Source organism: Pseudomonas sp. 1121_17 (genome assembly GCF_052850745.1).
The window spans coordinates 209,023-228,036 of the sequence record NZ_VXCX01000010.1 but is presented as its reverse complement, the minus strand read 5'-3'; the positions used below and the strand labels follow the sequence as shown (position 1 = coordinate 228,036).

Below are 19,014 nucleotides of genomic sequence, written 5' to 3'. Positions count from 1 at the left end.
GGGACCGCGTCGCTGTGGGAAAATTAACTAGCTGGAACATTCCGTTCGATAACCGCCCAATACCGCCCGCGACGAATTGCCCCGGCCCTGACATGCGCCGCAACATCTTTCCCGTACCCGGACACGATGTTTCCAAGCACCGGCTCAACCATAAAAACAAGAGATCTCCAACAGATGAGCACTTCGCACTCCGCACGCCAGCTGCTGCCCGGCCTGTTGGCCATGACCTGCGCCCTGCCCGCCTTCGCCGCCGAAAGCGGTTTTCTGGAAGACGCCAAGGCCAGCCTCAACCTGCGCAACTTTTACATCAACCGCAATTTCGTCGACCCTGCAAACCCGCAAGGCAAGGCCGAGGAGTGGACGCAGAGCTTTATCCTCGATGCGCGCTCCGGCTTCACCCAAGGCACGATCGGCTTCGGCGTCGACGTCCTCGGTCTGTATTCGGTCAAACTCGACGGCGGCAAGGGCACCGGCAACACTGCCCTGCTGCCGATCCACGACGATGGCCGCCCAGCAGATGACTTCGGCCGCCTCGGGGTTGCCTTCAAGGCGCGTCTGTCGCAAACCGAGCTGAAAGTCGGCGAGTGGATGCCGGTACTGCCGATCCTGCGTTCGGACGATGGCCGCTCACTGCCGCAAACCTTCCGCGGTGGCCAGATCACCTCCAAGGAAATTGACGGCCTGACCCTGTACGGCGGCCAGTTCCGCGGCAACAGCCCGCGTAACGACGCCAGCATGGAAGACATGTCGCTGAACGGCCGCGGGGCGTTTGTCTCCGACCGCTTCAACTTCGCTGGCGGTGAGTACACCTTCAACGACAAGCGCACGATGATCGGCCTGTGGGATGCCCAGCTCAAGGACATCTACCGCCAGCAATACCTGAACCTGAGCCACAGCCAGCCCATCGGCGAATGGACCCTCGGTGCCAACCTGGGTTACTTCATCGGCAAAGAAGATGGCGCCGAACGTGCCGGCGAACTGGACAACCGCACCGCCTCGGCCATGCTTTCGGCGCGTTACAAAGGCAACACCTTCTACGTCGGCCTGCAGAAGGTCAGCGGTGATGATGGCTGGATGCGGGTCAACGGCACCAGCGGCGGCACCCTCGCCAACGACAGCTACAACTCAAGCTTCGACCAGGCCAAGGAGCGCTCCTGGCAGGTGCGTCATGACTTCAACTTCACCAGCGTCGGCGTGCCTGGCCTGACCTTGATGAACCGCTATATCAAGGGTGACAACGTGCACACCGCAACCGTCGATGACGGCAAGGAATGGGCCCGTGAGAGCGAACTGGCCTATGTAGTCCAATCGGGTACCTTCAAGGACCTGACCATGAAGTGGCGCAACTCGACCATGCGCCGCGACTACAGCACCAATACCTTTGACGAGAACCGGGTGATCGTCAGTTATCCATTGAACCTGCTGTAAGCCTCTCGCGGTCTCTGCGTGATCACCAGCATCGCGCAGCGGCCGCAGCGCTTATCCATAGAACAAAAAGATCTGTATGTCATCAAAAACCATCATTGACGGAATATGTAACAAAAGCTAAAAAGATCCATCCCGCCCGCCGCAGAGCTCGACATGGATCTTCGCCAACTGCGCTACTTAATTGCCCTCAACGAATACCGCAGTTTCGTCCGTGCCGCCGAAGCCATGGGCATTACCCAACCCGCATTCAGCCGGGCCATTCAAGGCCTTGAGCAAACCCTCGGTTGCCCATTGGTTGACCGCGCCAGCAAGGCGCTGCAGCCAACCCCGGAAGGCCTGGTGGTTCTGCAACATGCCCGCCGGCTGGTCCAGGGCGCTGCTCAACTGAGCATCGATGTCTCACAGATGACCAAGCTCGACGCGGGTGAACTGCAGTTTGGCTGTGGTTCGGCACTGGCTGTGCAACTGGTGCCCGATGCCTTGCAGCAGTTCATAAAGTTGCATCCCGGTATTCGCACCGCGCTGCAGGTCGACAACGGCGAGCGCCTGGGGCAGGCCTTGCGCCGTGAGCAGATCGAGTTTTTTATCGATGATGTACGCCCATTCGAAGCGGATCCGTACTTTCATACCGAGCCCCTCAAGCCACGCCCGGGGCTGTTCTTCTGCCGCGCCGGCCACCCCTTGCTAAGCAAGGACAGCTTGTCTACCAATGACCTGTTCGCCTACCCGCTGGCCAGCGCCCTGCTCGCCCCCGGGGTGCGCAAACGCCTGGCCAACCTCAGCGGGCGTAATGACTTCAACGCGCATTTGCAAACCGAGCATCTATCGGTGCTACGCCGCGTAGTGCTGGGCAGCGACACGATTGGCGCGGCCAGCGAGGAGGCAGTGGCTGAAGACCTCAGTGCGGGGCGCCTGGTGCGGCTGCACTGGCGCAACCTGCCACCGGGTCTGGAGGTGCTTAGCGTGCGTTGCGGTATCGTCAGCCGCAGTGGCTACCGGCTGTCAGCTGCAGCCAGGGCGATGATCGATATGCTGATCAGGCTGGATCAACCAGAGCTGCCTGCCCAGCGGGCACCTGACGTCGGTCTGCGCGCCACTCATTCGCCGCACTGATAGCAGCGCATCACCCATACTCGGTTCCGGCGTTCAGCTTCAGGGGCTATGCTGGCAGACACTGATTGACCATCAGCAAGGCGCCGCCACGGAGCGATAACAATGAAAAGCCTCGTCGAACACCTCAGCCAGTACGCCAACTACCATCGCGACCCGCGCAACATCGCTACCCATTTCGTCGGTATCCCGCTGATCGTGCTGGCGGTGACGGTGCTGCTGTCGCGGCCCGGTTGGGAGCTGACGGGCGTGTGGCTGTCACCGGCTTTGTTGGCAGCGGCGGCGTCGGTGTGGTTCTACCTGCGCCTGGACCTGCGCTTCGGCCTGGTGATGGGGCTGCTGCTGGGCTTGTGCCTGTGGCTCGGTCAGGTGCTGGCGGTGCAGAGCACCGGCGTGTGGCTGAGCGCCGGGCTAGGCACGTTCGTGCTGGGCTGGATCATCCAGTTCGTCGGGCATTACTACGAGGGGCGCAAGCCGGCGTTTGTCGATGACCTCAGCGGCTTGATCATCGGGCCATTGTTCGTGGTAGCGGAAGCGGCGTTCATGCTCGGGCTGTGCCCGCAATTGAAACAGGCCGTGGAGGCGAATGCCGGGCCAGTCGCCATCCGCCAGAAAAAGGCGGCGGCGTAATAGCCGGTGCAGCTTGCCTCAGGATGAGGCAAGCCAGCTCAGGTCAGGCGCTTACTGACGCGACTCGACGCCCAGCTCATCCCACACCGACTCGGCCAGGTGGAAAGTGGCATTGGCCGCCGGAATCCCGCAATAGATCGCGCTCTGCATCAGTACTTCCTTGATCTCTTCACGGGTCACACCGTTGCTCGCTGCGGCACGCAGGTGCAGCCTGAGCTCGTCGGTGCGGTTCATGCCGATCAGCATGGCGATGGTGATCAGGCTGCGGGTGTGCCGTGGCAAGCCAGGACGGGTCCAGATATCACCCCAGGCGTGGCGGGTGATCATTTCCTGGAACTCGCCATTGAAGTCGTTGAGTTTCTCCAGGCTGCGGTCCACATGGGCATCGCCGAGCACGGCGCGCCGCACCTGCATGCCAGCGTCGTAACGTTGTTTTTCGTCCATGGTGCGCTCCTCAGCGGGCCAGCAGAAAGTCGAGTACACGGGCCGTGAACGGCGCGCCAATTTCGACGTTGGAAAGGTGCGCCGCAGGGAATTCAACAAACTCCGCACCGGCGATGGCGTTCTGCATGAAGCGGCCGTGCTCAGGCGTGGTGACCACATCGGCGGTGCCGGCAACGATCAGGGTCGGCACCTTCACCGCCGTCAGTTGCTCGCGGTAATCGGCATCGCGCACAGCGGCGCAGTTGGCGGCGTAGCCCTGCGGCGAGGTCTGCGCGAGCATCTCGGTGATGCGCTGCGCCTGCGCTGGCTGGGTCTGGGCGAAATCTGCAGTGAACCAGCGGGCAATCGACGCATCACGCAGGTCAAGCATCGCCTGACGGCCCTGCTTGAGGACCATTTCGATACGAGGATTCCAGACTTCCTCGCTGCCGATCTTGGCCGCAGTGTTGCACAGGGTCAGGCTGAGCAGACGCTCGCCGGCATTGATCCCCAGCCACTGGCCGATCAGCCCGCCCATCGACAGGCCGACAAAGTGCGCCTGGCGGATGTCCAGCGCATCCAGCAGCGCCAGTACATCGGCGCCCAGTTGCTCGATGCGGTACGGGCCTTCGGTCACCAGCGAGCCACCGTGGCCGCGGGTGTCGTAGCGCAGCACCCGGAAATGCTCGCTCCAGGCCGGGATCTGCGTGTCCCACATGCCCAGGTCGGTGCCCAGCGAGTTGGACAGCACCAGCACCGGAGCGCCAGCGGGGCCATCGAGTTGGTAGTTCAGTACGCCATCAGCCAATTGCAAATGCGCCACAGCGGTCTCCTCAGGCAATAAATTGTTGGTGTTCAGCCACGGCACGCGCCACCCAGACGCGGGCCTGACCAAGGTAATGAGCGGGGTCGAGCAGGCGGTCGAGCTCTTCGCCGGACAACTCGGCGCTGATCTGCGCTTCGTCGCCGAGCACGGCGCGCAAGTGGCGCTGTTCGGCAACCGCACGCTGGCAGCACTGTTCGAGCAGATGATGCGCGCGGTCACGACCCAGGCGCTGCGCCAACACAATGCTCACCGCCTCGGCCAGCACCAAGCCTTGGGTAAGGTCGAGGTTGCGGCGCATGCGCTCGGCATCGACCTGCATGCCGTCGGCAATTACCTGGGCCTGGCGCAAGGCGCCAGACACCAGGCAGCAGATATCCGGCAAGGTCTCCCATTCGGCGTGCCACAAGCCGAGGCTGCGCTCGTGCTCTTGCGGCATGGCGGCAAACAGCGTGCTGAGCAGGCCCGGCACGCGTGTGGCCGCGCCGATCAGCACCGCGGCGCCGACCGGATTGCGTTTGTGCGGCATGGTCGACGAGCCGCCTTTGCCAGGCGCCGAGGGTTCGAACACCTCGCCGGCCTCGGTCTGCATCAGCAGGCTGATATCACGGCCAAGCTTGCCCAGGCTGCCAGCCACCAGGCCCAGCACCGAGGCGAACTCGACCAGCCGATCACGCTGGGTATGCCAAGGCTGCTCAGGCAGGTTCAGCTTGAGCTGCTCGGCCAGTGCTTCGGCCACCGGCAGCGCTTTATTGCCCAATGCCGCAAGGCTGCCCGAAGCGCCGCCGAACTGCAGGCACAGCAAGCGCGGACGCAGCTCCTTGAGCCGTTGCCGATGGCGGGTCAGTGCGCCAAGCACCCCGGCCAGCTTCATGCCCAGAGTGACCGGCGTGGCGTGCTGCAGCCAGGTTCGGCCAACCAGCGGCGTGTCGGCATGCTGCAGCGCCTGGCGAGCGAGGCTGTCGGCCAGGCGGGCCAGATCGGCCTCGATCAACGTCAATGCATCGCGCAGTTGCAGGACCAGACCGGTGTCCATGGCGTCCTGACTGGTGGCGCCAAGGTGCACATAACGCTCGGCCTCGGGTACGCCGCTGGCGACCACCTTGCCCAATGCCTTGACCAGCGGAATCGCCGAATTGCCCGCAGTGGCGATGGCATCGGCCAGCGCATGGGCATCGTAGCGTTCCGCCTTGCATGCCGCCTCGATCGCCGGCACCGCCGTGTGCGGCACCAGCCCGGCGCTGGCCTCGGCGCGCGCCAGGGCTGCTTCGAAGTCGAGCATGCCCTGCAGACGGCCACGGTCAGAGAAGATCTCGCGCATGGCCGGCGCAGTGAAGTAGGCGTCGAACAGCTGGTTGTCCGCTCGGTGGGTCATTATCGATCCTTAGTCATCGTGGTGCAGGTACGCCGCTTGCTTGGGCAGGCGCAGGCTGAACAGGAAGGCAATCGCCATCATTGCCGTGACGTACCAGTAGAAGGTGTTTTCCATGCCCAGGGTCTTCAAGCCCAGGGCAACGTACTCGGCCGAGCCGCCAAACAGCGCGTTGGCCACCGCATAAGCCAGGCCGACGCCGAGGGCGCGCACCTGCGGCGGGAACATCTCGGCCTTCACCAGGCCACTGATGGAGGTGTAGAAGCTGACGATACACAACGCCAGGGTGATCAGCACAAAGGCCATGAACGGGCTGGTGACGGTTTTCAGCGCCATTAACAGTGGCACAGTGAACACGGTGCCCAGGGCGCCGAACAACAGCATCGAGTTGCGCCGGCCGATCCGGTCGGAGAGCATGCCGAACACCGGCTGCAGGATCATGAACAGGAACAGCGCCCCGGTCATGACGAAGCTTGCGCTCTTGGCGTTCATCCCGGCGGTGTTGACCAGGTACTTCTGCATGTAGGTCGTGAAGGTATAGAAAATCAGCGAGCCACCGGCGGTGTAACCGAGCACGGTGATGAACGCCGCAGCGTGGTTGCGGAACAGGCCTTTGACGCTACCTGCATCCTTGTCCTGACGCGCCTCGGCGGTGCTGGTCTCGTGCAGCGAGCGACGCAGCATCAGCGAGATCAACGCCGCAACGGCACCGACCACGAACGGGATGCGCCAGCCCCAGGCACGCAGCTCATCTTCGCTGAGCAACTGCTGCAGGATTACCACCACCAGCACTGCCAGCAGCTGGCCGCCGATCAGGGTCACGTACTGGAACGAGGCAAAGAAGCCGCGCTGGCCGCGCAATGCCACTTCGCTCATGTAGGTGGCCGTGGTGCCATATTCACCGCCCACCGACAGGCCCTGAATCAAGCGCGCCAGCAACAGCAGCGCCGGCGCCCAGGCGCCGATACTGGCGTACGTGGGCAGGCAGGCAATGATCAACGAGCCGAAGCACATCATCAGCACAGAGATCATCAATGAATGCTTGCGGCCTTTGCGGTCGGCCAGCCGACCGAAGATCCAGCCACCGATTGGCCGCATCAAGAAGCCCGCAGCGAATACCCCGGCCGTGTTCAGCAGCTGCACCGTGGGGTCATCGGAGGGGAAGAAAGCTGGCGCAAAATAAATTGCGCAGAAGGCGTAGACGTAGAAGTCGAACCACTCCACCAGGTTGCCTGATGATGCACCGACAATGGCGAAAATGCGCTTGCTGCGCTCTTCACCGGTGTAATGAATTGAGGTCATGGTGGGATTACTCCTGAGGGTTACCGTTGAATCTAGACATACTCAGTAACACTCATGTTCCGCCAGCCCGGCTTTGGTCGGGGTTGAAAGGCAGTCTGGCCGCGTTGCGAACCCAGACCAGCAGTGCTCAGGTTGCGTGGACCTGAGCACTGCTGGCACGCTGGCACAAAACGGCCAGGCTGCATGTTGCGCTTGCTCAGACCCGCTCGATAGCCAACGCCAGGCCTTGACCGACGCCTACACACATGGTCGCCAGGCCTTTGCGCCCGCCGGTTTTTTCCAGCTGATGCAGCGCTGTCAGCACCAGGCGTGCGCCGCTCATGCCCAGTGGGTGGCCAAGGGCGATAGCACCACCGTTCGGGTTGACCTGCGGCGCGTCATCCGCCACACCCAGCTCACGTAGGACTGCCAGGCCCTGGCTGGCAAAGGCTTCGTTCAACTCGATGACATCAAAATCTGCCACGGCGATGCCCAGGCGCTCGGTCAGCTTGCGTACCGCAGGCACCGGGCCGATGCCCATTACCCGCGGGGCAACGCCAGCGCTGGCCATGCCGAGCACGCGCGCGCGTGGGGTCAGGCCATGCTTCTTGACCGCTTCGGCCGAGGCCAGAATCAGCGCCGCAGCACCGTCGTTGACGCCCGAGGCGTTGCCGGCGGTGACGGTCTTGTCCGGGCCGTTGACCGGTTTCAGCCGGGTCAGCGCTTCAAGGGTGGTATCGGGGCGCAGGTGTTCATCCTGCTCGACCACGGTCTCGCCCTTCTTGTGGGCAATGCGCACCGGCACGATCTCCTCAGCGAAGAAACCCGCTGCCTGTGCGGCACCGGCCTTGTGCTGGCTGCGCACGGCGAAGGCGTCCTGATCGGCACGCGATACCTGATAATCGTCGGCAACGTTATCGGCTGTCTCAGGCATCGAATCGACGCCGTACTGGCTCTTCATCAGTGGATTGACGAAGCGCCAGCCGATGGTGGTGTCTTCCAGCTTCATGTTGCGCGAGTAACCGCTCTCGGCCTTGCCCATGACGAACGGCGCACGCGACATCGACTCGACGCCGCCGGCAATCGCCAGCTCCATTTCACCGCTGGCGATGGCGCGGAAGGCAGTGCCGATGGCGTCCATGCCCGACGCGCACAGGCGGTTCAGGGTTACCCCGGGAATGCTCGCCGGCAAACCGGCCAGCAGCAGCGCCATACGGGCGACGTTGCGGTTGTCTTCACCGGCCTGGTTGGCGCAGCCGAAGAACACCTCGTCGACCTGATCCCATTGCACCGACGGGTTGCGCTCGATCAACGCCTTGAGCGGCACTGCCGCGAGGTCGTCGGCACGCACGCTGGCCAGGGCGCCACCGAAGCGGCCGATGGGGGTACGGATGGCGTCGCAGATGAATACTTCACGCATCACGCTTCTCCTGGCTTCTGGCCGTGGGCGGCAGCGGTGCGCTCTTCCAGATCACGCAGCGCGGTCAGTTCCAGCTCGGTCGGCGCAGCGGTAGTCTGCGCGTCGTCGGCAAAACGAATGGCCCAGCCGGTGGCGGCGATGATCTGCTCGCGGGTCACGCCTGGGTGAATCGAGGTGACCACGAATTCGTTACTGCCAGCTTCCGGTTCCATGATGCACAGGTCGGTGATGATCCCCACCGGGCCTTCACCGGGCAGACCGAGACGCTTGCGCGAGTCGCCGCCTTCACCGTGGCCGACCGAGGTGATGAAGTCGAGCTTGTCGACGAATGCACGCGGCGACTGCTTGAGGATGATCAGCACCTGCTTGGCGGAACCGGCGATTTCCGGTGCGCCGCCGGCACCTGGCAAGCGCGTGCGCGGGGCGTGGTAGTCACCGACGACGGTGGTGTTGATGTTGCCGAAGCGGTCGACCTGAGCAGCGCCAAGGAAGCCCACGTCAATGCGCCCGCCCTGCAGCCAATAGCGGAAGATCTCGCCAGTCGGCACCACGGTGTCGGCCGTTTCGGCCAGCTCGCCATCACCAATCGACAGCGGCAGGACGGTTGGCTTGGCGCCAATCGGGCCAGATTCGTAGATCAGCACCACGTCAGGCGACGAGGTCAGGCGCGCCAGGTTGGCGGCCTTGGACGGCAGGCCGATACCGACGAAGCACACCGCGCCATTGCGCAGCCGGCGGGCGGCGGCGACGGTCATCATTTCGGAAGTGGAGTAGCTCATTGTGCGGCCTCCGTAGTGCTGGCCAGCTTGGCCTTGAATTCGCTGAAGTCGGCGGTGCCGCGGATGTACTGGTCGATCCAGGCGGTAAATGTCGCGCGGTCACGGGCGATCGGGTCCCAGGCCTGGTAGAAGCGGTTGTCGCGCTCGTAGTAACCGTGGGCGTAGGACGGATGCGCGCCACCTGGCACCAGACACACGGCAGACAGCGCCCAGGTCGGCAGCACGCAGGCATTCATCGGAGCCTGCAGGTCGTCGACGATTTCTTCGACGGTGACGATGCAGCGCTTGGCGGCGAGGGCTGCTTCTTTCTGTACGCCGAGGATACCCCACAGCAGGACGTTGCCCTTGCGGTCGGCCTTCTGCGCGTGAATCACGGTCACGTCAGGGCGCACCGAAGGCACCGCTGCCAGGACTTCGCCGGTGAACGGGCAGGTAACGCTCTGGATCAGCGGGTTGACCTTGGGCAGGTCGGAACCGGCATAAGCACGCAGTACAGCAAAGGGCAGGCCCGAAGCGCCGGCGACGTAGGCGTTGGCCAGGTCGGCGTGGCTGTGCTCTTCGATCTCGATCGCGTGCGGCCATTGTTTTTCCACGGCGTCACGCAGGCGGTGCAGCGAACCGACACCTGGGTTACCGCCCCAGGAGAAGATCAGCTTGCTGGCGCAACCGGCGCCGATCAACTGATCGTAGATCAGGTCCGGGGTCATCCGCACCAGGGTCAGGTCACGTTTGCCCTGGCGAATGATCTCGTGGCCCGCGGCCGTCGGGATCAGGTGGGTGAAGCCTTCGAGAGCGACGGTGTCGCCGTCCTGGATGAACTGCTTCACGGCCTCGTGAAGCGAGAGGATTGCTGCCATTGGAGACTCCTGGTCAGGATGCTGCGTTGAGCTCAGATTAAGCAAGCTGGACACGTCGCACAATCCGATAATCGATTACTCGTTCGATTATCGAACATTTTGTTGTTGTGCTATCCATTGCTGTTCAATGCCGCAAAGCCGCTGTACGAGCGGCCTGCGGTCGATTGCCCAAGCTGCATCAGGTTGCGTCGGCGTGGCTTACCAAGCCTTTGATGATCACAGCGACCGTGGCCAGCGCCGCAGGCACCAGCAGCGCAGTCAGCACCTGCTCGAAGTTCCAGCCCAAGCCGAGCAAGGTCGCCCCGCTCCATGCCCCGAGAATCGCCCCGAAGCGGCCGATGCCGAGCATCCACGATACCCCGGTAGCCCGCGCCTGGGTCGGATAGAAGCGCGCGGCGAGGGACGGCATGGCCGATTGCGCGCCGTTGACACACATACCCGCGACCAGCACCAGGGTTGCCAGAAGGGTGATGTTGCCCAGGCTCTGGCCAACCGCGTAGGCAAACACCCCGGCCAGCAGGTAGAACATGCCGATGACCTTGTGCGGGTTGTAACGGTCCATCGCCCAACCGACACCGACCGCACTGAGCACACCGCCAAACTGGAACAGCGCGCCGATGAACGCCGCCTGCTCCATGCTCGCGCCACTGTCGCGCATCAGCGTCGGCAGCCAGCTGGTCAGCAGGTAGACGATGACCAGCCCCATGAAGTAGGTCATCCACAACAGCATGGTGCCCAGCCCATAGGTGCCGGAGAAGATCACCGCAAACACACTGCGCGCGGCGACCACTTTCTGTTCCGGCACACTGAAGCTGGCAGCCTTGGCCACGATTGCCGGCGCAATCGGCGCCAGGGTCTTGCGGATCTTGTCGATACTGCGGTTGCGCACTACCAGAAAACGCGCCGACTCCGGCAGCCAGAACAGCAACACCACTGCCAGGATCAGCGGCAGCACGCCGCCGACAACCAGCAGGCTGTGCCAGCCATAGGCCGGGATCAGTTTCGCCGACATGAAGCCGCCCCCGGCCATGCCCAGGTTGAAGCCGCAGAACATGCTGGTCACCAGCAGCGACTTGAGCCGTTCCGGGGTGTATTCAGACAGCAGCGTGGTCGCGTTGGGCATGCCAGCGCCGAGGCCAATGCCGGTCAGAAAGCGCAGGATCAGCAACTGGTCGACATTGGTCGCATAGGCCGACGCCAGGCTGAAGCCGCCGAACACCAACACGGCAGCGACCAGCACACCCTTGCGGCCGAAGCGGTCAGCCAACGGGCCTGAGCCCAGCGCGCCGAATACCATGCCGATCAGCGCGGCGCTCATGACCGGCCCGAGGCTGGCCCGGTCGATACCCCACTCTTGTGACAGCGCCGGAGCGATAAAGCCCATGGCGGCAGTATCAAGGCCATCGAGGAAGACAATCAGGAAGCACAGGATCACTACCCGCCATTGATAGCGCGACAGCGGCTGCTGATTGATAAAAGACTGAACGTCGAGGCAGCTGCCGACGTTGGTTTGCGGTTTGTTCATTGTTGTTATCCAGAAAATCGGCGCAAGCAAAACCCTGGCGCACTGTTGGCGCGGGTTGCGAAGAGACGGTTACGGCCTGGCGTCAGCCTGGATACAACGACACTGGATGCGGGTACGCCCGCAGCTCGGAAAAGACAGTGATCATGGTGTTGCCTCGCATGTTGTTCTTGTTCGGTCGGCACAGCCGACCGTTGCGAGAAACATTAATCAGCACGCGATGGCTGCGCAATTCGTTGGCCGCAACTATGGGCGTTTATCGAACAGTAGATTGCGCAGCTCTCGCGCTTCAGCCAAACAGTTGGGTGCACAGATCACGACTCGAGGCGAGCAGGATCGGCAAGAACCGCTGTTCAAGCTCGCTGCGGGTGACCCGGCCGACATGCGTACTGACGTTGAGCGCCGCGAGTACCTGCCCCGAGGCATCGTAGATAGGCACAGCGATCGAACGCAGGCCCTGCTCCAGTTCCTGATCAACCACACACCAGCCCTGCGCGCGAACCTGCTGGATGCAGGCAAGCAGCGACTCCTTATCATGCAACGTGCGGCTGGTACGGGCCTTGAGATCGGCGCGATCGAAGTATTCGTGCAGACTGGCGTCGTCCAGCGCGGCCAGCAGAATCCGCCCCATCGAGGTGCAATAGGCGGGCAGCCGGCCACCCACCGAGAGGTCGACCGAGATCAACCGCTCGACCGTGGCCGAACGTGCAATATAGAGGATGTCATCGCCCTCGAGGGTGGCCATGTTGGCGGCCTCGTGCAGTTGGTCGCTGATGCGGTCCAGATACGGCTGGGCCGACATCGCCAGCGGCGTCGAAGACAAATAGGCATGGCCAAGCGTGAGCACCTTGGGCAGCAAGGAATAGGTCCGCCCATTGGTCGTGGCGTAACCCAGCTTCATCAGCGTGTGCAGGCAGCGCCGCACCGCTGCACGGGGGATCTCGGTACGGTGGCTGATCTGCGCGATGGTCAGGTGCCGCTTGCGCTCCTGGAACGCCTGAATCACCGCCAGGCCGCGCGCCAGTGAGGTCATGAAGTCCGGATCACCGGTGAAGGCCTGAATGCGTTTGGCCGGTGAAGCAACGATGGGCGGCGCCATCGCTGCAGAGCCAGTGCGCTCGGGCATCGGGGAAACGGTAGGCAAGCTTTCGTCGCTCATGGCTGACCTCGAAAAATAATGGGCGCTTCGTGCGATTATCGAACGAACGGCCGATAATCGCAATTGACCGCTGACACTTTTGCTTATACCTTTCCCCTGCCACATGTGGCTTCTTTGGAGAGACTGGTCAGGTACCCACCGTAGAAGTCCCCAGGCACGGCCTCGCTGACGCGGGGCCGTTTATTATTCCTCCTGTGCTGCAATACGAACTTAATCGTTTCTCTCCACTCCAAGTTCTTGCAGTACAAATGATGACATCACCTGCTACTTGCTCATCGTCAAAGTCTTGCTTCACTATCAGTAAAGACCGATGATCAAACTTCAGCCGGTTGCTACAATTGAACAACCTGAATCACTGCTCGAGCATGCCAGATCGGCGATAGCCGGCTCCCCGCCTCCCTATATAGCCTTGATACATCGCATGCTCTGATGCCCTTGCTTTCTTGAACCCTGTCGCTGCGACAGCACACTCGCTCTGGTTGCGTGGCCGCATGCCCGACACTGCATGCCGAAGCCGGAGTCCTTACTCTAACTAGTCAGGTATTTACTGTGACGAAAGATGAACTGCGCGCCGAGCTCGAGCGCCAGGCCGAACGCTTCAAGGATGTGTACGGTGGTGAAGTCACCACCTACGCCGCTCAATCCGAACCCGAGCGCAAACCATGGCGCAAACGCGCAACTGTCCAGGACCAGGTATTCGCCCAGGAACTGGAAAAGATTGAAAAGGAGCTGCGCGGCGACGAGGCCTGAGCATTCAGGCCAGGCATTGACTGTGTCGAGTAGCGCCAAGGCAGCGTCCTAACTGCCCATGAAATGGAATTACACAAATTTCATACAGACGTTTGAATGAACGTGACGGTACGCGCTTTGCGTAAATTCGCCGGCGTTTAAAGCACTTGCCGGAATTTACGCCGAAAAATATCGATCCCTGTGTAGCGCACTGGTAACCGTACCGGGCTTTTTTTGCTGCCATCGGTCTGCCGGGGGTGCATCTGCTGCCATGGTTTTCTGGCATAATCCGGCCCCCCTACGACCGCCAGAAAACCTTCATGATCGATTTATTCAGCGGATTGGATGCCTGGGTAGTAGTGAGCCTGGTGCTCGCGCTCACCTTTGTACTCGCATTCGAGTTCATCAATGGCTTTCATGACACCGCCAACGCGGTAGCCACTGTCATCTATACCAAAGCCATGCCCCCGCACCTCGCCGTGTTCTTCTCCGGCGTGTTCAACTTCCTCGGCGTGCTGCTTGGCGGCGTTGGCGTGGCCTATGCCATCGTCCACCTGTTGCCGGTGGAACTGCTGATCAATGTGAACACCGGTCACGGCCTGGCCATGGTCTTCTCGTTGCTGGCTGCGGCCATCGCCTGGAATCTGGGCACCTGGTACTTCGGTATCCCGGCCTCGAGTTCGCACACCCTGATCGGCTCGATCCTCGGTGTCGGCCTGGCCAATGCGCTGATCAGCGACATCCCCCTGGGTGATGGCGTCAACTGGCAGAAGGCAATCGACATCGGTATGTCGCTGGTGCTCTCGCCACTGGCCGGCTTTGCCGTGGCGGCGCTGGTTCTGCTGGGTCTGAAGTGGTGGCGCCCGCTGTCGAAGATGCACAAGACGCCGGAGCAGCGCCGCAAGCTCGACGACAAGAAGCATCCACCGTTCTGGAACCGCCTGGTGCTGGTGATCTCGGCCATGGGCGTGAGCTTTGTGCACGGCTCCAACGACGGCCAGAAAGGCATCGGCCTGATCATGCTGGTGCTGATCGGCATCGTCCCGGACAAGTTCGTACTCGACCTGAACAGCACCACCTACCAGATCGAACGCACCCGTGATGCAACCCTGCACCTGAGCCAGTTCTACCAGCGCAATGAAGCGATGCTGGGCGAGTTCCTGGCCCTGGGCAAAGCCCAGGCGGGCGATCTGCCGGAGAAGTTCAGCTGCAACCCGCAGCAAACCGAACCGACCATTGCCGCGCTGCAATCGTCGCTGCAAGGCGTGACCGACTACCGCGCGCTGGGCGCCGAGCAGCGCGTCGAAGTGCGCCGCTACCTGCTGTGCCTGGACGACACCGCGAAAAAGGTCGGCAAGCTGCCGGGCCTTGAGCCGCGTGAGAAGTCCGACCTGGAAAAACTGCGCAAAGACCTCACCGCCACCACCGAATATGCACCGTTCTGGGTGATCGTCGCGGTTGCGCTGGCCTTGGGCCTGGGCACCATGGTCGGCTGGAAGCGCGTGGTACTGACCGTCGGCGAGAAGATCGGCAAGCAGGGCATGACCTATGCCCAGGGCATGTCAGCGCAGATCACCGCGGCCTGTGCGATCGGCATGGCCAACGTGTTCAGCCTGCCGGTATCGACCACCCATGTATTGTCTTCGGGCGTAGCCGGGACCATGGTCGCCAACAAGAGCGGCCTGCAAGGCGGCACAGTCAAGACCATCCTGCTGGCGTGGGTACTGACCCTGCCGGCAACGGTCGGTCTGGCTGCCGGGCTGTTCTGGCTGGCCACCAAGGCGATCAGCTGAAGCACATTGTGATGATCTGAAAAAGGCGCCTGCGGGCGCCTTTTTCGTTGTTGCCGACCGCAAGCGAGGATCAACGCCGCTTGTTGCCCAGCAACGAGCCCATCAGCCCACGCATCAGCTGCCGGCCTAGTTGGTTGGCCGCCTGGCGCACTGCCGACTTGATCGCCTGCCCCGCCGCACCTTGCAAAAACTCCCCAGCCTTATCGGCGAAGCTGTCCTGCTCAGGCTTGGCCTGCGGCACCGGCTCGGCCGGCTCACCTTTACGCTGGGTGAGCATTTCATAGGCAGACTCACGGTCAATCGGCTGGTCGTAACGGCCCCGCAGGCTGGAGGCTGCGAGCAATGCATCGCGCTCGGCACTGCTCAACGGCCCGATCCGCGACTGTGGTGGGGCGACCAGCACGCGCTGGACCATCGCCGGCGTGCCCTTGTCCTCCAAGGTGCCTACCAGCGCCTCGCCTATGCCCAACTCAGTGAGCACGCCAAGGGTGGAAAAAGCGGGATTCGGTCGAAAGCCATCGGCAACCGCCTTCAACGACTTCTGTTCCTTGGCGGTGAATGCTCGCAGGCCATGCTGAATACGCAAGCCGAGCTGGGCCAGCACTGCATCAGGCAGGTCCGCGGGCGACTGGGTGACAAAATACACCCCAACGCCTTTCGAGCGAATCAGCCTCACCACCTGCTCCAAGCGATCCTGCAGCGCCTTGGGTGTGTCATTGAACAGCAAGTGCGCCTCGTCGAAGAACAGCGCCAGCAGTGGTTTTTCCGCATCCCCGCGCTCGGGCAACTGCTCGAACAGCTCAGCCAGCAGCCACAGCAGGAAGGTCGCGTAGACCTTGGGCGCTTCATGCACCAAGCGGCTGGCGTCGAGTAGATGAATGCGCCCACGGCCATCAGCCGTTGGCTGCAGCAGGTCTTCAAGCTGCAAGGCCGGCTCACCGAACAATGCCTCGGCGCCCTGCTGCTCGAGGGTCGCCAGGCGCCGTAATAACGCCTGGGTGGAGCTGCTGGTCATCAGCGCACTGTCGTCACCAAGCACCTGCGGATTGTCCTTGAGGTGATTGAGCAGGGCTTTGAGGTCTTTCAGATCGAGCAATAGCAAACCATCCCGATCTGCCACCTTGAACGCTGCGTACAAGGCAGCCTGTTGGCTGTCGGTCAGCTCCAGCAGGTTGCCCAGCAGCAGGGGACCCATTTCACTGAGGGTGGTACGCAGCGGATGGCCAGACTTGCCGGCAATATCCCACAGGGTCACCGGATACGCCTTCGGGCTGTGCCCCAGCCATGGCATCCCGGCAATGCGCTCGGCAACCTTGCCCTGCGGCGTCGCGGCGGCACCGAGGCCGCACAGGTCACCCTTCACGTCGGCAGCAAATACGGCCACGCCCGCGTCACTGAAGACCTCTGCCAGGCGCTGCAGGGTCACGGTCTTGCCTGTACCGGTGGCACCGGCCACCAGACCGTGGCGGTTGGCCAGGCGTATGGCCTGGCTGACAGGCTGGCCGTCAGCTCCCGCCCCTACAACGATTTGCGAAGAATCTGACATGTTGTTTCATCCTCTCCTCAAGCTTTGCCGGATAACGGCCGATATGTCGTGGTGATAATTGCCTTAAAGACAGGAACATCCCCAAAGTGACTTGCGGGACTAGTTGCACTGTTTTCAGCGCTTTGTGCGAACGACCCGATATCACCTTAGCGGAACCGATCACGCCATGAACAAAAGCCTTCGTTTCAGCCACAAGATCCTTATTGCCGCATCGCTTATCGTGATACTCGCGTTCAGCTTGTTCACCCTTTACAACGATTACCTGCAGCGTAATGCGATTCGCCAGGATCTGGAAAACTATCTGACAGAGATGGGCGCATCGACCTCGACCAACGTGCGCAATCTATTCGATGGCCGGATCAAGCTGGTAGAGAACCTCGCGCAGAACATCGCCGAGGCGCCCGCCGACGCAGAGACCTTGCTCGGCCAGAATGCCCTGATCTCAAGCTTCCTCACGGTCTATGTGGGCAAGGTCGATGGCGGTTTCAGCGTACGCCCCGACTCGCCGATGCCGGCTGGGTACGATCCGCGTGTGCGGCCCTGGTACAAGGATGGCATGGCTGCTAACGGAGCGATCCTGACCGAGCCGTACATCGACATGGCCACCCAGAAGATGGTCATCGGCATCATCAGCAAGGTTTCGACCAGCGTCGGCGTGGTTGGCGGCGACCTGGCGCTCGATGGCCTGGTCGAGATCATCAACTCGCTGAACTTCGGCGGCATGGGTTACGCCTTCCTGGTCAACGACCAAGGCAAGATTCTGGTTCATCCGGACAAAGACCTGGTCATGAAGCCGCTGTCGGATCTGTTTCCGCAGAACACACCACGGCTTTCCGGTGAACTGACCGAAGTCAGCGCTGACGGCAAGGACCGCCTGATCACCTTCACCCCAATCAAAGGCCTGCCTGCGGCCAACTGGTACATCGGCTTGTCGGTCGACAAAGACAAAGCCTTCGCCATGCTCAGCACCTTCCGCACCTCGGCGGTGATCGCCACGGTCGTCGCGGTTGTAATCATCATTGCCCTGCTCGGCCTGCTGATTCGGGTGCTGCTGCAGCCACTGCACACCATGACCCGCGCCATGGAAGACATTGCCCAGGGCGAAGGTGACCTGACCAAGCGCCTGACCATTCACAGCCAGGATGAATTCGGCGTACTCGGCAGCGCCTTTAACCGCTTTGTCGAACGTATTCACAGCTCGATCCGCGAGGTGTCCTCGGCGACGGAACAGGTCAACGAAGTGGCATTGCGGGTGATCAGCGCCTCCAACTCGTCGATGACCAACTCCGACGAGCAGTCCAACCGCACCAACAGCGTTGCCGCCGCCATCAACGAGCTGGGCGCTGCCGCCCAGGAAATCGCCGGCAATGCTGCCCAGGCGTCGCAGCACGCGACCTCGGCGCGGCATCTTGCCGAAGAAGGTCAGCAGGTGGTCGACCGCAACATTGCCGCGATGAACCGCCTGTCGGAGTTGATCGTTGGCTCCAGCGCGCAGATCGAAACGCTGAACAGCAAGACCGTCAACATCGGCCAGATCCTCGAAGTCATCACCAGCATCTCGCAACAGACCAACCTGCTCGCGCTCAACGCCGCCATCGAGGCTGCCCGCGCGGGCGAAGCCGGCCGCGGCTTTGCCGTCGTCGCCGATGAGGTGCGCAACCTCGCCCACCGCACCCAGGAGTCGGCGCAGCAAGTTCAGGGCATGATCGAAGAGCTGCAGGTCGGCGCCCGGGAGTCGGTCGAGACCATGGGCCAGAGCCAGCGTCACAGCCAGGACAGTGTGCAGATTGCCAACCAGGCCGGGGAGCGCCTGGAAAGCGTGACTGTGCGCATCGGCGAGATCGACGGCATGAACCAGTCGGTGGCCACGGCAACCGAGGAGCAGACGGCGGTGGTCGATTCGATCAACATGGACATCAGCGAAATCAACATGCTTAACCAGGAAGGTGTGGAAAACCTGCAGGCTACTCTGCGCGCCTGCTCGGATCTGGAGCAGCAAGCCAGCCGCTTGAAACAGCTGGTGGGCAGCTTCCGCATCTGACCTCTGGGTGCAACCCTCCCTGCCGCCATGTCGATACTGGCGGCGGGAGCCTTGGCCACGGGCTCGCCGGCAATAATGCCGATGCGCGCCCGAGCCAACCC

The 19,014-nt window shown here is 62.3% G+C and carries 16 protein-coding genes and 1 pseudogene; 7 read left to right on the top strand and 10 right to left on the bottom strand.

Translation table 11 applies throughout. The annotated features are described in order from the left end of the window. Nucleotides 1-174: 174 nt before the first annotated feature. The 3 genes from FW789_RS18630 (at nucleotide 175) to FW789_RS18620 (ending at nucleotide 3,168) form a co-directional block, all read left to right on the top strand. Nucleotides 175-1,428, top strand: a complete 1,254-nt coding sequence (locus FW789_RS18630; RefSeq protein ID WP_101321933.1) for an OprD family porin — start codon at nucleotides 175-177, stop codon at nucleotides 1,426-1,428. 153 nt (nucleotides 1,429-1,581) lie between these two features. After that, a complete protein-coding gene (locus FW789_RS18625) occupies nucleotides 1,582-2,541 on the top strand; it encodes a LysR family transcriptional regulator (protein WP_446431853.1) in 960 nt (319 codons plus the stop codon). A gap of 102 nt (nucleotides 2,542-2,643) precedes the next feature. Further along, the gene (locus tag FW789_RS18620) at nucleotides 2,644-3,168 is read left to right on the top strand and encodes an Mpo1 family 2-hydroxy fatty acid dioxygenase (protein WP_103438433.1); all 525 of its coding nucleotides are present in this window, start codon (nucleotides 2,644-2,646) and stop codon (nucleotides 3,166-3,168) included. A gap of 51 nt (nucleotides 3,169-3,219) precedes the next feature. Here FW789_RS18620 and pcaC read toward each other — a convergent pair whose 3' ends face one another. The 9 genes from pcaC to pcaR form a co-directional block, all read right to left on the bottom strand. After that, nucleotides 3,220-3,612 (bottom strand): 4-carboxymuconolactone decarboxylase, encoded by a 393-nt coding sequence (gene pcaC, locus FW789_RS18615; protein ID WP_186536272.1) that lies wholly within the window; start codon nucleotides 3,610-3,612, stop codon nucleotides 3,220-3,222. 10 nt (nucleotides 3,613-3,622) lie between these two features. Next, nucleotides 3,623-4,414, bottom strand: a complete 792-nt coding sequence (pcaD, locus tag FW789_RS18610) for a 3-oxoadipate enol-lactonase (protein WP_103438434.1) — start codon at nucleotides 4,412-4,414, stop codon at nucleotides 3,623-3,625. A gap of 10 nt (nucleotides 4,415-4,424) precedes the next feature. Then, the gene (locus tag FW789_RS18605; RefSeq protein WP_186700853.1) at nucleotides 4,425-5,789 is read right to left on the bottom strand and encodes a 3-carboxy-cis,cis-muconate cycloisomerase; all 1,365 of its coding nucleotides are present in this window, start codon (nucleotides 5,787-5,789) and stop codon (nucleotides 4,425-4,427) included. A 9-nt stretch (nucleotides 5,790-5,798) separates the two neighbouring features. Continuing rightward, on the bottom strand, nucleotides 5,799-7,088 hold the full coding sequence (locus FW789_RS18600) for an MFS family transporter (RefSeq protein ID WP_101321939.1): 1,290 nt from the start codon (nucleotides 7,086-7,088) through the stop codon (nucleotides 5,799-5,801). Nucleotides 7,089-7,284: 196 nt separating this feature from the next. Then, nucleotides 7,285-8,490: a 3-oxoadipyl-CoA thiolase gene (gene pcaF, locus FW789_RS18595; RefSeq protein WP_411564349.1), complete on the bottom strand. Its 1,206-nt coding sequence runs from the start codon at nucleotides 8,488-8,490 to the stop codon at nucleotides 7,285-7,287. Beyond that, entirely contained in the window at nucleotides 8,487-9,266 is a 780-nt protein-coding gene (locus tag FW789_RS18590) for a CoA-transferase subunit beta (RefSeq protein WP_101321941.1), read from the bottom strand. The genes pcaF and FW789_RS18590 overlap by 4 nt, the downstream gene beginning before the upstream one ends. Further along, a complete protein-coding gene (locus tag FW789_RS18585; RefSeq protein WP_101321942.1) occupies nucleotides 9,263-10,123 on the bottom strand; it encodes a CoA transferase subunit A in 861 nt (286 codons plus the stop codon). Before FW789_RS18585 ends, FW789_RS18590 begins: the two co-directional genes overlap by 4 nt. A 178-nt stretch (nucleotides 10,124-10,301) precedes the next feature. After that, nucleotides 10,302-11,648 (bottom strand): MFS transporter, encoded by a 1,347-nt coding sequence (locus tag FW789_RS18580; RefSeq protein WP_103438439.1) that lies wholly within the window; start codon nucleotides 11,646-11,648, stop codon nucleotides 10,302-10,304. Nucleotides 11,649-11,934: 286 nt separating this feature from the next. Then, a complete protein-coding gene (gene pcaR, locus FW789_RS18575) occupies nucleotides 11,935-12,804 on the bottom strand; it encodes a pca regulon transcriptional regulator PcaR (protein ID WP_101321944.1) in 870 nt (289 codons plus the stop codon). 549 nt (nucleotides 12,805-13,353) lie between these two features. On the opposite strand from pcaR, the gene FW789_RS18570 reads away from it, so the two are divergent. Then, nucleotides 13,354-13,554: a hypothetical protein gene (locus FW789_RS18570; protein WP_103438440.1), complete on the top strand. Its 201-nt coding sequence runs from the start codon at nucleotides 13,354-13,356 to the stop codon at nucleotides 13,552-13,554. A gap of 299 nt (nucleotides 13,555-13,853) precedes the next feature. Then, the gene (locus FW789_RS18565; protein ID WP_101321946.1) at nucleotides 13,854-15,326 is read left to right on the top strand and encodes an inorganic phosphate transporter; all 1,473 of its coding nucleotides are present in this window, start codon (nucleotides 13,854-13,856) and stop codon (nucleotides 15,324-15,326) included. 70 nt (nucleotides 15,327-15,396) lie between these two features. Here FW789_RS18565 and FW789_RS18560 read toward each other — a convergent pair whose 3' ends face one another. Next, complete coding sequence (locus FW789_RS18560) at nucleotides 15,397-16,872, bottom strand: helicase HerA-like domain-containing protein (protein WP_446431852.1); 1,476 nt, start codon at nucleotides 16,870-16,872, stop codon at nucleotides 15,397-15,399. A gap of 166 nt (nucleotides 16,873-17,038) precedes the next feature. On the opposite strand from FW789_RS18560, the pseudogene FW789_RS18555 reads away from it, so the two are divergent. Further along, nucleotides 17,039-18,055, top strand: a pseudogene (locus FW789_RS18555) (HAMP domain-containing protein); the annotation flags it as partial. Nucleotides 18,056-18,148: 93 nt separating this feature from the next. After that, nucleotides 18,149-18,913: a methyl-accepting chemotaxis protein gene (locus FW789_RS18550; RefSeq protein WP_371411621.1), complete on the top strand. Its 765-nt coding sequence runs from the start codon at nucleotides 18,149-18,151 to the stop codon at nucleotides 18,911-18,913. The last annotated feature ends 101 nt before the right edge of the window (nucleotides 18,914-19,014 follow it).

What these genes read in the sequence shown, in the direction of transcription:
- FW789_RS18585 (WP_101321942.1), bottom strand. Translation starts at nt 10,123, where the DNA reads ATGGCAGCAATCCTCTCGCTTCACGAGGCCGTGAAGCAGTTCATCCAG.
- pcaC (WP_186536272.1), bottom strand. Translation starts at nt 3,612, where the DNA reads ATGGACGAAAAACAACGTTACGACGCTGGCATGCAGGTGCGGCGCGCC.
- FW789_RS18550 (WP_371411621.1), top strand. Translation starts at nt 18,149, where the DNA reads ATGACCAACTCCGACGAGCAGTCCAACCGCACCAACAGCGTTGCCGCC.
- pcaR (WP_101321944.1), bottom strand. Translation starts at nt 12,804, where the DNA reads ATGAGCGACGAAAGCTTGCCTACCGTTTCCCCGATGCCCGAGCGCACT.
- FW789_RS18565 (WP_101321946.1), top strand. Translation starts at nt 13,854, where the DNA reads ATGATCGATTTATTCAGCGGATTGGATGCCTGGGTAGTAGTGAGCCTG.
- FW789_RS18605 (WP_186700853.1), bottom strand. Translation starts at nt 5,789, where the DNA reads ATGACCCACCGAGCGGACAACCAGCTGTTCGACGCCTACTTCACTGCG.
- FW789_RS18630 (WP_101321933.1), top strand. Translation starts at nt 175, where the DNA reads ATGAGCACTTCGCACTCCGCACGCCAGCTGCTGCCCGGCCTGTTGGCC.
- FW789_RS18600 (WP_101321939.1), bottom strand. Translation starts at nt 7,088, where the DNA reads ATGACCTCAATTCATTACACCGGTGAAGAGCGCAGCAAGCGCATTTTC.
- FW789_RS18560 (WP_446431852.1), bottom strand. Translation starts at nt 16,872, where the DNA reads ATGTCAGATTCTTCGCAAATCGTTGTAGGGGCGGGAGCTGACGGCCAG.
- FW789_RS18590 (WP_101321941.1), bottom strand. Translation starts at nt 9,266, where the DNA reads ATGAGCTACTCCACTTCCGAAATGATGACCGTCGCCGCCGCCCGCCGG.
- FW789_RS18620 (WP_103438433.1), top strand. Translation starts at nt 2,644, where the DNA reads ATGAAAAGCCTCGTCGAACACCTCAGCCAGTACGCCAACTACCATCGC.
- FW789_RS18580 (WP_103438439.1), bottom strand. Translation starts at nt 11,648, where the DNA reads ATGAACAAACCGCAAACCAACGTCGGCAGCTGCCTCGACGTTCAGTCT.
- FW789_RS18625 (WP_446431853.1), top strand. Translation starts at nt 1,582, where the DNA reads ATGGATCTTCGCCAACTGCGCTACTTAATTGCCCTCAACGAATACCGC.